The sequence below is a fragment of the Pseudotabrizicola alkalilacus genome (assembly GCF_003443995.1).
Lineage (GTDB): Bacteria > Pseudomonadota > Alphaproteobacteria > Rhodobacterales > Rhodobacteraceae > Pseudotabrizicola > Pseudotabrizicola alkalilacus.
Genome location: NZ_QWEY01000008.1, coordinates 69800 through 81697 on the forward strand (window position 1 = coordinate 69800; position 11898 = coordinate 81697).

General features: G+C 62.3%; 11 protein-coding genes. 4 read left to right on the forward strand and 7 right to left on the reverse strand.

Translation table 11 applies throughout. The annotated features are described in order from the left end of the window. Nucleotides 1-72 precede the first annotated feature (72 nt). Nucleotides 73-1692, reverse strand: coding sequence for an ABC transporter substrate-binding protein (locus D1012_RS14495; RefSeq protein WP_118153599.1), 1620 nt, complete (start codon nt 1690-1692; stop codon nt 73-75). 255 nt (nt 1693-1947) lie between these two features. Here D1012_RS14495 and fahA point away from each other — a divergent pair, with 255 nt between their 5' ends. From fahA to maiA, 4 genes are read left to right on the forward strand one after another with little or no spacing between them, the layout of a single operon-like run. After that, the gene (gene fahA / locus D1012_RS14500) at nt 1948-3222 is read left to right on the forward strand and encodes a fumarylacetoacetase (RefSeq protein ID WP_118153602.1); all 1275 of its coding nucleotides are present in this window, start codon (nt 1948-1950) and stop codon (nt 3220-3222) included. Beyond that, on the forward strand, nt 3222-4073 hold the full coding sequence (locus D1012_RS14505; RefSeq protein ID WP_118153605.1) for a fumarylacetoacetate hydrolase family protein: 852 nt from the start codon (nt 3222-3224) through the stop codon (nt 4071-4073). The genes fahA and D1012_RS14505 overlap by 1 nt, the downstream gene beginning before the upstream one ends. Nucleotides 4074-4088: 15 nt before the next feature. Beyond that, nucleotides 4089-4784 carry a fumarylacetoacetate hydrolase family protein gene (locus D1012_RS14510; protein WP_118153608.1) on the forward strand — a complete coding sequence of 232 codons (696 nt, stop codon included), beginning with the start codon at nt 4089-4091 and terminating at the stop codon, nt 4782-4784. Then, nucleotides 4781-5434, forward strand: a complete 654-nt coding sequence (gene maiA, locus D1012_RS14515) for a maleylacetoacetate isomerase (protein WP_118153611.1) — start codon at nt 4781-4783, stop codon at nt 5432-5434. The genes D1012_RS14510 and maiA overlap by 4 nt, the downstream gene beginning before the upstream one ends. A gap of 122 nt (nt 5435-5556) precedes the next feature. Here maiA and D1012_RS14520 read toward each other — a convergent pair whose 3' ends face one another. From D1012_RS14520 to D1012_RS14545, 6 genes are read right to left on the reverse strand one after another with little or no spacing between them, the layout of a single operon-like run. Beyond that, entirely contained in the window at nt 5557-6636 is a 1080-nt protein-coding gene (locus tag D1012_RS14520; RefSeq protein ID WP_435530924.1) for a dipeptidase, read from the reverse strand. A 19-nt stretch (nt 6637-6655) separates the two neighbouring features. Further along, on the reverse strand, nt 6656-7414 hold the full coding sequence (locus D1012_RS14525; RefSeq protein WP_118153617.1) for an ABC transporter ATP-binding protein: 759 nt from the start codon (nt 7412-7414) through the stop codon (nt 6656-6658). Nucleotides 7415-7418: 4 nt separating this feature from the next. Continuing rightward, a complete protein-coding gene (locus D1012_RS14530) occupies nt 7419-8249 on the reverse strand; it encodes an ABC transporter ATP-binding protein (RefSeq protein WP_118153622.1) in 831 nt (276 codons plus the stop codon). After that, on the reverse strand, nt 8246-9151 hold the full coding sequence (gene nikC, locus D1012_RS14535) for a nickel transporter permease (protein WP_118153625.1): 906 nt from the start codon (nt 9149-9151) through the stop codon (nt 8246-8248). Before nikC ends, D1012_RS14530 begins: the two co-directional genes overlap by 4 nt. Further along, nucleotides 9151-10227, reverse strand: a complete 1077-nt coding sequence (locus tag D1012_RS14540; protein WP_118153629.1) for an ABC transporter permease — start codon at nt 10225-10227, stop codon at nt 9151-9153. The genes nikC and D1012_RS14540 overlap by 1 nt, the downstream gene beginning before the upstream one ends. 48 nt (nt 10228-10275) lie before the next feature. Then, nucleotides 10276-11880, reverse strand: coding sequence for an ABC transporter substrate-binding protein (locus D1012_RS14545; RefSeq protein ID WP_118153632.1), 1605 nt, complete (start codon nt 11878-11880; stop codon nt 10276-10278). Between the last annotated feature and the right edge of the window lie 18 nt (nt 11881-11898).

Below are 11898 nucleotides of genomic sequence, written 5' to 3' on the forward strand. Positions count from 1 at the left end.
CAAACGCGGGATATTTGCGTCTGGCGACGTGGAAAGCCCGGCCCCCGTCAACAGGGACCGGGCAGCGCAGGATTACTGCTTGGGGTAATGAAGCGCGCCCTGCGCATCCCAGCCAAAGCCCGCTTCGGCCAAGGCAGCGCGTGCCGCTTCGATGTCAAAGCCGATTTCTGGCAGGTCTTGATTGTACCACATGCCCAGTTGCTTTGGCACCGGGCCTTCACCTGCTGGCACGGCAAAGCCAAGCCAGCCCTCAACCGCAGCGCGCTCTTTGGCTGTCGCCATGCGCAACGCCTTGCGGAAAGCCGGGTTGGTGAACGGCTCTTTTTCATTGTTCAGCCAGATCAGCATCGAACCGTGCGACGGAATCTCAAGGAAATCCAGATCCGCGTTCTGCTCGGCAAGATCGCTCATCGACGCAACCGGCAAGACCATCGTGGCGATATCGCCCTGTCCCGACAGCATGGCCGAGCGGATCGCATCGGCCTGCCCCAGCGCCAGACGCCGCACGCCATCGTATTCGGGGGCGTTGAAGTGGGTCGCGTTGGCATCCAGTTCATGCACTTCGTTCACGCGCCATGTCTTGAACTTGAACGGCCCGCTGCCAATGGCCACGCCATCGGCAATCACGTCGCGCGCAACCATGTCGCCCGTGTAATCCGCCCACAGATGTTCCGGCAGAATGAAGGCATAGGGCAATACCGTGGTGATAAAGGTTGCGTCGGGCGCTTTCAGCTTCACGTTGAAGGTCAGGTCATCGACCTTTTCCGCACCGGCAAGGTTCGCGATCCGCGAGGACATGGCAGGGGGCTGCAACTCGACAACCTTGCTCAAGGTAAAGACCGCATCATCGGCCGTCACCGGCTCGCCATCGTGAAAGGTCATCCCCTCGCGCAGGGTAATCTTCACCGTCGTCGGATCGGTGAATTCCCAGGACGTCGCCGCCCAAGGGATCGTCTGCCCCTCGGAATTGTTCTTGGCAAAGGTATCATAGACAAAGCGCAGCCAACCGACGGCGCCTTCTTCGGTCAGCGGGTTATAGGTCGTCACGTCTTCATAATGCGCCCAATCCAGCCAGCGATCGTCGGTCAGCGGGCGGGCGGACAACCATGGGTCAATCAGCCCCTCATGCGCGGCAACCGGTTCGGGCGAGGTCACATTTTCCCATTTGGCGCTGTTCCACACCATGCCGTACACCGTGTTCGTCGCGGGCCACCATGGCATCGTGTCGTAAAAGTGCTGCTGGGCTGCGTGGACTGCGGCAACGCGCTCCTCCTGATTGACCAGTTCGCGCTGTTGCTTGACGCTTGCCGTATAGGCTTCGTCACACCACTTTGCCCCGTTGCGACGCGCACCACAGGCCCCAAGATCGTGAAGCCAGTATGTCGGGTCAACCCGGTCAGGGTCTGCGCCCACGGTAAACACGGCCATGTCCTCCAGACCGCCGCCCACCATGATATTTGAAATGAAGCTGCTGAACTGAACCGGCTGCATCTGGAACCGCAGGCCAAGTTTTGCCCATTCCTCTGACAACACCCGGGCTGATTGTTCATACATCGGCCCCATGTCGGCGGCGTAGTAAGCGATTTTCAACTCCGGAACCGGCTCACCCAGATCCTGAGCCAGCGCGGGCACGGCAAACGCAACAAGTCCTGTGGCCAGCCCAAAGGGCAGCCTTCTGACGATGGCAGTCATTGTTTTCTCCTCCCATTCACCGAGCTTCACGGGGGGCCGCGCGACACTCCTCTGTCGGAACGGCTTTTGACTTTTGAGTCGGCGTGACTGAAAAGTGTATACGATTACGTCATTCGTCAACAATTTTCTGCTTGATTTAAGTGCAAATATGTCAAAATTGGATGCACTTGAAGTCTGCCGCCGTCACGCGTGCGGCAGGTCAGACACGGTGGCACCAGAAATCGCGGTGCCGAACAAAAGCTTGGGAGGGCCACAATGACGCAATCATGGGTGACAGGGGCAAATCGCGCTGACTGCGATTTTCCGCTCAGCAATCTGCCCTACGGCGTGTTCGAGGTCAGCGGGCGCCCCCCCAGATGTGGCATCGCAATCGGCGACATGATCCTTGATCTGACAGAGCTGGTGACAAATGGCCTGCTGACCGGCGATGACTATGGGTTCGACCGCCCTGCCCTGAATCATTTCATGGCTGCCGGGCCAAAGGCCTGGGAAACTGTGCGCAATCGGGTGACCGATCTTCTGGCTGACGGCGGCAGCGCTGAGTTGCGCGAGAATGTGGCGCTCTGTCGCCAAGCCCTCGTGCCACAGGCTACGGCACAGATGCATCTGCCCATTGAGGTAAAGGGCTACACCGATTTCTACGCAGGCCGCCAGCATGCGTTCAACTCCGGTTCCATCCTGCGCGGTCCCGAGAACGCGCTGACGCCGAACTGGTCGCACATGCCAATCGGCTACAACGGGCGCGCGTCGACTGTCGTGGTCTCTGGCACGCCGGTCCGGCGGCCCTTGGGTCAGACCTTGCCGGGTGGGAGCGCAACACCGGTCCTCGGGCCGTCGCGGCGGCTGGATATCGAGGTGGAATTCGGCGCAATCGTCGGATTGCCGACCGAGCTTGGCCAGACCCTGACCGTGGACGAAGCCTGGGAGCATCTGTTCGGCTTTGTGCTTTTGAACGATTGGTCCGCACGTGACATTCAGCGGTGGGAGGGGCAGCCGCTGGGGCCGTTCCAGTCAAAGGCGTTTGCAACCTCGATCAGCCCTTGGGTGGTCACGCGGGCAGCGCTGGAACCCTGCCGTCACCCGGCACCGCTGCGCGACACGGAACTTTTGCCCTATCTGCACGAAAACGCGCCCTATTTCTTCGACATCACGCTGGAGGCACATCTGACCCCTGCAGACACGGATCGCGCCAGCAGGATCGTTCAGACCAACACCACCCATCTGACCTATTCAGCGCCGCAACTGCTTGCACATCATGCACTGTCGGGATGCCGGATGCAGTCCGGTGATCTGCTTGGTTCCGGCACAATTTCAGGGCCGGAGCGGCATAACTTCGGGTGTCTGATGGAGCAAAGCTGGGGCGGACGGGACGAAATCGCCCTTGAACACGGCGGAAGCCGGAAGTTTCTGGAGGACGGTGACAGCGTGACCCTGACCGGATGGGGCATGGTCAATGGCCAACGCATCGGGTTCGGACGCTGCGAGGGCCAGATCCTGCCCGCCCCCCAGCAGATCGGAAAGGCCGGCTGATGCGCATTTGCAGGTTCAACGACAACCGGGTCGGCCTTGTGCGCGGCAGTTTTGTGCATGACGTGACGGCCGCGCTCGCCTCGCTGCCAACGTGGCAGTATCCGTTGCCCGACCACGACCCGCTGATCGCGGCGCTGCCCGCATTGCGCCCTGCGTTCGAGGCTTTGGCAGACCAAGCCCCCCCTTTGGCGCTGGACAGCGTGCGCCTGCTGTCGCCGGTCGCCTCGCCGCGCAAGATCATCGCGGCGCCGGTGAACTATCGCCTGCACCATGACGAGGCCCTGGCAGATGACTCGATCCACCATGGCACCAACATTCTGCCCATCGACAAGGCTGGCTTGTTTCTCAAGGCCACCAGTTCGCTGATCGGCGCATCCGATCCGGTGGTGATCCGCTTTCCCGAAGCGCGCAACGATCACGAGATCGAACTGGTTGCCATCATCGGCACCCGCGCCTCGGCGGTCAGTGCGGATCAGGCGTTGTCGCATGTGGCGGGCTACAGCATCGGTCTTGATATGACGGTGCGCGGCACTCAGGAACGCAGCATGCGAAAATCCTGCGACAGCTACACCGTTCTGGGTCCATGGCTGGTGACCGCGGATGAAATTCCCGACCCGAACGCACTGGAGATGGAGCTGCAAGTGAACGGCGAGACGCGCCAAAGTGCCTCGACCAAAGACCTGTTGCGCGATGTCGCCACACTGATCGCCCGCGCCTCGGCGTTCTATACGCTGATGCCGGGGGATCTCTTGTTCACCGGAACGCCCGAAGGCGTCAGCCCGGTTGTGGCGGGTGATGTGATGCGGGCACGCATATCGGGCATCGGCGACATGCAGGTCTTGGTCAGTTAACAGCAGGAGCATCCCTTGGATTACATATTTGACCCCCTTCCCGTCCAAAGCCTCGCGGTCGATGGTGAAAGCCGCCGCTTTGCGTTGCGGCGCATATTCTGCGTTGGCCGCAACTACGCCGACCACATCCGCGAGATGGGCTTTCAGCCAGAACGGGAGCCGCCGTTCTTTTTCACCAAACCGATTGATGCCCTGGTCACCGACGGTGAAACGGTGGCTTATCCGCCGATGACCGAGAACTTTCACCACGAAGCAGAGCTTGTGGTCGCCATCGGGAAGTCTGGCACCGATATCCCGGTCGAGAACGCCCTTGCCCATGTTTACGGCTACGGTGTCGGAAACGACCTGACCCGCCGCGATGTGCAGTTCGCGTTGCGCGACCGGGGCCGCCCATGGGACTGGAGCAAGGCTTTTGACCGATCCGCCGTCGTGGGCACCATCACCCCGATGCCGGGGCGCGTGCTTTCCGGACAGGCCCGCATTCGCCTGTCGGTCAATGATCAGCTGCGGCAGGATGCGCCCTTGGACACGATGATCTGGAATGTCGCTGAAATCATCGCGGCGCTGTCAGCTTCGGTCACGATCAAACCCGGTGATCTGGTGTTTACCGGAACCCCGGCAGGTGTCGGCCCCTTGCTGCCGGGCGATGTCTGCACCGTCAGTGTGGAAGGCCTGCATCCGATCACCACGACCATCGGACCCAAAGCATGACCACAATCCGGCTGCACAGCTATTTCCGCTCGTCGACGTCGGTGCGGGTGCGTGTGGCCTTGGCACTGAAGGGACTGGGCTACGACTATGTCGCCTGGAACCTTCGGGCGGATGAACACCGCAGCCGGAGTTACCTCGATATCAACGCGCAAGGCTTTGTTCCTGCGCTGGAAATGGACGGCCTGGTTCTCACGCAATCCTTGCCGATCATCGAGTATCTGGACGAACGTTTCCCGGAAACGCCGCTTTTGCCAGCGGACAGTGCGGGGCGCGCCAGGGTGCGGTCACTGGCGGCCATGGTTGCCAGCGATCTCCATCCGCTCAACAACCTGCGCGTCCTTCGGCATCTGGAATCACAATACGGCGCGGATCAAGCGTCGCAGGCCGCCTGGTTCCGGCATTGGACGCGCGCCACGCTTGACCCGCTTGAGGCAGTCTTGGCACAATCAGAGCACGTCGGGCGGTTCTGCCATGGGGATCAACCGGGGCTTGCCGACATTTGCCTTTTTGCCCAAATGCTGAACAATCGCCGCTTCGGCGTCGATGAGTCGGCTTGGCCCACACTGGCGCGGATTCACAAGGCGTGTTGCGACCTGTCTGCCTTTGACAGCGCCAGACCAGAACGACAGGTGGATGCCGTGCACCGTTGAGAGCCGGCGTCGATTTGCAGCAGCGCAAAGCCGCTCAGGCGCGCCCCTCCCCGCGCCTGCACGATCAACCTGAGGCGAAACACCATCGCCAGAATTGCTGTCCGGTCTGGAGGGGCGCCATATCAGGCGCCCCAGATCCGGTGCAGCAGAGCCAGCCAGTTGCGGTGCGCAATCTTTTCCACCAGCTCCGCACCAAAGCCGTGCCGGATCATCGCCTGCAGCAAGGCGGGCAGGCCGGTGACATCGCCGATGCCTTCGGGAATGGTCGCGCCGTCGAAATCGGACCCAAGGCCGACGCCCTCTTCGCCCAGATGCGCCAGCAGGTGGTCAAGGTGGCGCATCACCGGATCCCAGTCCATGGCGGGGGATTGCCGGCCATCAGGGCGCAGGAACGATGTTGCAAAGTTCAGCCCAACCAGCCCGCCGCTTTCAGCAATCATCGCCAGCTGCCGGTCGGTCAGGTTGCGGGTTGATGGCGTCACCGCATGGGCGTTGGAATGCGTGGCAACCAGAGGCCCATCGGAGATCCGGGCCACATCATTGAAGCCGGCCTCGTTCATGTGGGACAGGTCCAGCATGATCCGCATTTCGGCGCAGGCGCGCACCAGTGCGCGGCCCGCATCGGTCAGCCCCGGCCCGGTATCGGGATCACCCGGATAGCGGAAGGGCACGCCATCGCCGAACACGGTCGGGCGCGACCAGACCGGCCCGATAGAGCGCAGCCCCATCGCGTGCCACAGCGGCAACTCATCAAGATTGGGGCTGATCGCCTCTGCCCCTTCCATGTGCATCACGCCTGCGATGCGACCGTCGGCCATTGCCGCGCGGATCTGGGTGGCGGTGGTGCACAAGGTGAAATCATCTGGTGCGGCCCGTGCCATCCAGTGCAGATGCGCCGCCATCGACAGCGCCACCGGCTGAGCGCCACGGGCGTCAATCAGGTCGGGCAGCGGCAGGTCATAGGGGGGCGTGTCCATCAGCGCCTGATAGTCGGCACTGTCATGCGCGATCGGGGATGGGATGTAGATCGCAAACAGCCCGCCTGCGAAACCGCCCTGTCGCATGCGGGGCAGGTCCAGATGCCCGACCGTTTTGCCGGACGCATCCGTCTCACCCTTCAGCCACAATTCCTCGCGCCGGTCAGGGGCGTTGTAAAGCCGCAGCAGGAAATCATTGTGGCCGTCAAAAACCGGGAAATCCATCATGTCCTTTCCGAAGCGCTCAGGCTCCGAGCATCCGGTCCGCACTCGCGTCGAACAGCGTGCGGGCATAGTCTGTTGTCATTTGCGCGCCTGCAAGCTGGTCGCGCGTCAACTCTTCTACCGCGCGGCCATGCTGCATGACCAGCACGCGGTCGCACATATGGTCGATCACGGCAAGGTCATGGCTGACCATCAGGAATGTCAGCCCCCGCTCTGCGCGCAACCGGTTCAACAGGTTCAGCGTTTCAGCCTGCACCGAGGCATCCAGCGCCGAAGTCGGTTCATCCAGCAGCAAGATCTCCGGTTCCAGCATCAGCGCGCGGGCAATCGCGACCCGCTGCCGCTGGCCGCCAGAAAGCTGATGCGGATAGCGAAAGCGGAAGTTGGCGGGCAGGCCGACATCCTCCAGCGCCTTGACGACCCGCGCATCACTGCCGCCGATGCCATGGATCGCCAGCGGTTCCGACAGGGTGCGGTCTAGCGTGTGGCGTGGGTGCAGGCTGGCATAGGGGTCCTGAAACACCATCTGCACCCGACGGCTGAAGGCCCGGCCACGCGGGGTGGGCACGGGCTGCCCGCCAATGCGGATCTGGCCCGCCGTCATGGGTGCCAGCCCGCAGATCGCGCGCAGGATGGTGGATTTGCCCGACCCGCTTTCGCCCACCAGACCATAGCTTTCACGGGCGTCGACACGCAGGCTCACGCCTTCGACGGCGCGCACCAGCTGGCCTTTGGCCCCATAATGGACCGACAGATTTTCAACCTCGATCAGTGCCATCGTCCTACTCCGCCCATTCCGCAGCCCGGTCCAGCCCCGGCAAGGGGGCCCGGCTGCCGCCGATCCGGGGCAGGCAGTTAAGCAGGCCCTGGGTATAGGGGTGCTGTGCCTGCATCAGGTTCTTTGCCTCCAGCTCCTCGACCACGCGGCCCTTGTACATCACCAGCACGCGGTCGCAAAACCGCCCCACCAACCGCAGATCATGGCTGATGAAGATCAGGCCCATGCCCCGGTCGCGCACCAACCCGTCAAGGATCGACAGCACCTCTGCCTGAACCGTCACATCCAGCGCCGAGGTCGGTTCATCCGCGATCAGCAGATCAGGATTCGGGATCAGCATCATCGCGATCATCACCCGCTGGCCCATGCCGCCCGACAGCTCGTGCGGATAGGCCTCCATCACGCGCTCCGGCCCCCGGATCTGCACCGCCTCCAGCGCCTCGATGGCTTTTTCGCGGGCGGCCTTGGCCGACATGCCATCGCGCAGACGCAGACCTTCGGTCAGTTGCGCGCCGACCTTCATCACTGGATTCAGGGAATATTTGGGATCCTGCATCACCATGGCGATCCGCTGGCCGCGCAGGGCCCGCATCTCGCGTTCCGAGGCAGCCATCAGATCGGTGCCATCAAACACCATCTCGGTCGCCTCGATCCGGCCCGGAGGGCGGATCAGCCGCAGCACCGACCGGCCTGTCATGGTCTTGCCCGATCCGCTTTCACCGACGATGCCAAGCCGTTCGCGGCCAAGGCTGAAGGACACGCCGCGCACGGCCTCGACCTTGCCCGCCTCGGTGTCAAAGGTCACCCGCAGGTCTTTTACCGAAAGCAATGTCATTTGCCCGAACTCCTTGGATCGAGCACATCGCGCAGCCCATCGCCCAGCAGGTTGAAGCCCAGCGACACGATAAAGATGGCAAGCCCCGGCATGGTCGCGACCCACCACTGCTCGAACAGGAACTTGCGGCCCGACGAGATCATCAAACCCCACTCCGGGGTCGGTGGCTGCACGCCAAGGCCAAGGAACCCCAGACCGGCGGCGATGAGGATCACGCCCGCCATGTCCAGCGTGACGCGGATGATGACCGAAGGCAGGCACATCGGCATAACGTGCCCCCAGATGATCCGCCCTGCCCCGGCCCCTTGCAAGCGCACGGCGGCGATATAATCCGAGGTCCGCACGGTCAGCGTTTCGGCCCGCGCCACACGGGCATAGGGTGGCCAGGCCGTCAGCGCGATCGCCAGAACCGCGTTTTCGATCCCCGGCCCCAGAACGGCGACCAGCGCCAGCGCAAGGATCAAACGCGGGAAGGCGAGGAAAATATCGGTGATCCGCATCAGCACCTGATCGACCCAGCCACCGAAATAGCCCGCGACCGTGCCGATCAGCAGCCCCAGCACCGGGGCCGTCACCGCCACCAGCGTCACGATATACAGCGTGATGCGGGAGCCGTAGGCGATCCTGCTCCAGATATCGCGCCCGAAATCATCGGTGCCCAGCCAATGCCCCGGCGTTCCAGGCGGCAGCAGACGCTGCGACAGGTTCTGCGCCAGCGGGTCATGCGTGGCAACCCAAGGTGCAAAAGCTGCAACGAACAGCAGCACAAGGATGATGAAAAGCCCAACCATCGCCAGCGGATTGCGCCGCATCCGCAGCCATGCAAGATAGCTTTGCCCCAGCCGGGCCTGCGTACGCGAGGCAGGGCTGGGGTCACGCAGCCATTCTGTCATCGTGGCCATCAGCGCGCCCTCGGATCAACAAGACGATACAACAGATCAGACGCCATGTTCAGCGTCACAAACACCACGCCCACCACCACCGTGCCGCCCAGAACGGCGGGCATGTCAGCGGCGAACAAGGCGTCGGTGATGTAGCTGCCAAGCCCCGGCCAGGCAAAGATTGTCTCGGTCAACACAGACCCTTCCAGCAGATAGGCATAGGACAGGGCAATGACGGTGATCAGCGGCACCATCACGTTTTTCAGCGCATGGACCCAGACCACCCGCCATTCCGGCATCCCCTTCACCCGCGCGGTGGTGATGTACTCCTGCCCCAACTCATTCATCATGAAACTGCGGGTCATGCGGCTGATATAGGCCATCGAGGTGTAACCCAGAACCGCCGACGGCAGGATGATATGACTGATCGCATTGCGGAACATGGCCCATTCTCCGGCCAGCGCCGTGTCGATCAGGATCATCCCTGTCCGCTGCTGCACATCCAGCTCGAACATCATCGAGAACCCGGCATCCAGCCGGCCCGGACCGCCCACCCAGCCAAGGATGCCATAAAACACCAACAACGCCAGCAATCCCAGCCAGAACACCGGCATGGAATAGCCCATCAGCCCAACAATCCGCACGACCTGATCGACCCATGTGCCGGGCCGGGTGGCGGCCAAGACACCTGCGGGCACCCCCACCAGAACGCCGAACAGCGTGGCAAGTGTCGCCAGCTCCAGCGTGGCGGGGAAATAGCGGATGATATCGGCCGACACTTCGCGCTTGGTGCGCAGGGACTGGCCCAGATCGCCCTGCACCGCATTTCCGACATAGATGGCGAACTGCTTCCACATCGGTTCATCAAGGCCAAGCGCCAGCCGCGTCGCCTCGTATTGCGCGGTGGTGGCGCGTTCGCCCACAATGGCCAGAACCGGGTCGATGGGCACCACGCGCCCGATGATGAAGGTGACGAGCAACAGGCCCAGTATGGTGATGGCCAGCGACAAAGACGTGCCGCCAATCAGGCGGAGCACACGGGGCAGGCCGGACAAAGAGCCGGGGGGCGGGGCGGGGGTGTCGGGGGATGCAGTCATGCGCGGCAGGCATCGGCGGGCGGGAATACCCCGCCCGCCGAAAGGCCCTTACTTCTCGGCCAGCCAGTAGGTCACCGAATCCACGGTGCCGCCGGTGTAGAAGTTCTTGACGTTGGTGCGCATCGCAGTGCGGTTGTTTTCCTGGAACATGGTGATGAACGGCGAGGTGTCGCGGTGTTTGCGCTGGATTTCCTCGTACATGGCGCGGCGCTTGTCGGTATCGCGCTCGATCACGGCAGCTTGCGTCATGGTCATCAGCTCGCCCGGATCATAGGCGTTGCGCCAGGCCAGGCTGCCGGTCAGCTTTGCCTCGTCCGAATTGTCGCCATTGATCACAAAGGTGGAAGCGTTGGTATGCGGGTCGGGATAATCGGGCCCCCAGCTTTGCAGTGTCAGATCATGCTGGCGGGCGCGATACTCGCCCAGCACTTCCGCGCCCTCCGCGATCGAAAGTGTCAGGTTGATACCGACCTGCGCAAAGGTGTTCTGCATCGACTGCGCCATATCGGTGCGGTTCTGGCTGTTGCGCACCGACATCTTGATGTTCAGCGGCAGTTCGACACCGGATTCCTCCAGCAGCGCCTTGGCTTTTTCGATATCCAGCGAATAGGGGGTTTCCTCGATCGAACCCAGATAGCCACGCGGCAGGAAGGCCTGATGCACGGTCTGTTCGCCCTTGAGGAAGCTTTCGGTCATGCCCTGATAGTCGATGGCCCAGCGCATCGCCTCCAGTACCTTGGGATTGGCCAGTGCCTCTTTCTTCTGGTTGGCCGAGACATAATAGATATAGCCCGCAAGGTCGGTTTCGACGCGGATATCGGCATTTCCCGCCATGCCTTCGATGTCCACCGACGTCACCTCACGGCTGATGTCGATATCGCCACGCTCCAGCAGCAGGCGGTTGGTCGCGCCCTCCGGGATATGGCGCATGAACACGCGCTTGAGCTTGGCATCGCCGCGCCAATGGCCTTCGCGCGCCTCAAGGATATAGCTGTCGGACGGTTTGTAGGACAACAGCACATAGGCCCCGGTCCCCGCCGTGTTCGACTTCAGCCACTCATTGCCCATGTCGCCATTGGCGTCATTGGCCATGACGGTTTCCTTATCCACAATCGACCCGACAGCGGCGGTCAGGCAGTTGTAGACAAAGCTGGGCGCATAGGGCTGGTCGGTTTTCATCGTGACCGTATCACCGTCAAAGGTGATCATTTCCTCGACATTCTCGGGCGTGAAGCCGAACTGGGTCAGGATGAAGGCCGGGGTCTTGTTCAGCTTGACCACGCGCTGCAAGGAAAACGCCGCATCTTCGGCCCGAACCGGATTGCCCGAGGCAAAGGTGACGCCGGGGCGCATCTTGAACGTATAGGTCACGCCATCCTCTGCCACGTCCCAGCTCTCGGCCAGACCGGGAACCAGTTCACCCGGTTTCGTGGGGTCCAGCTCTACCAGCGTGTCATAGGTGTTGTTTATCAGGTCGGTGCCGGAAAACTCGAACGCCTCATGCGGGTCGATGGACACGATGTCGTCGATCGCATCCCCGATCACCAGTGTATCAGCCGGGGTTTGTGCCATCAGCGCGGCAGGTGCGGTCCCGGCCAGAAAAGAGGCAAGCGCAAGCGCACCGGCACGGCGAAGGGTAAGATCAAGCTTCATGGAAGACTCCCTGTCTCT

Excerpts from the sequence above, each read along its gene's own strand:
- D1012_RS14495 (WP_118153599.1), bottom strand. The coding sequence starts at position 1,692 with ATGACTGCCATCGTCAGAAGGCTGCCCTTTGGGCTGGCCACAGGACTT.
- fahA (WP_118153602.1), top strand. The coding sequence starts at position 1,948 with ATGACGCAATCATGGGTGACAGGGGCAAATCGCGCTGACTGCGATTTT.
- D1012_RS14505 (WP_118153605.1), top strand. The coding sequence starts at position 3,222 with ATGCGCATTTGCAGGTTCAACGACAACCGGGTCGGCCTTGTGCGCGGC.
- maiA (WP_118153611.1), top strand. The coding sequence starts at position 4,781 with ATGACCACAATCCGGCTGCACAGCTATTTCCGCTCGTCGACGTCGGTG.
- D1012_RS14520 (WP_435530924.1), bottom strand. The coding sequence starts at position 6,636 with ATGGATTTCCCGGTTTTTGACGGCCACAATGATTTCCTGCTGCGGCTT.
- D1012_RS14525 (WP_118153617.1), bottom strand. The coding sequence starts at position 7,414 with ATGGCACTGATCGAGGTTGAAAATCTGTCGGTCCATTATGGGGCCAAA.
- D1012_RS14530 (WP_118153622.1), bottom strand. The coding sequence starts at position 8,249 with ATGACATTGCTTTCGGTAAAAGACCTGCGGGTGACCTTTGACACCGAG.
- nikC (WP_118153625.1), bottom strand. The coding sequence starts at position 9,151 with ATGGCCACGATGACAGAATGGCTGCGTGACCCCAGCCCTGCCTCGCGT.
- D1012_RS14540 (WP_118153629.1), bottom strand. The coding sequence starts at position 10,227 with ATGACTGCATCCCCCGACACCCCCGCCCCGCCCCCCGGCTCTTTGTCC.
- D1012_RS14545 (WP_118153632.1), bottom strand. The coding sequence starts at position 11,880 with ATGAAGCTTGATCTTACCCTTCGCCGTGCCGGTGCGCTTGCGCTTGCC.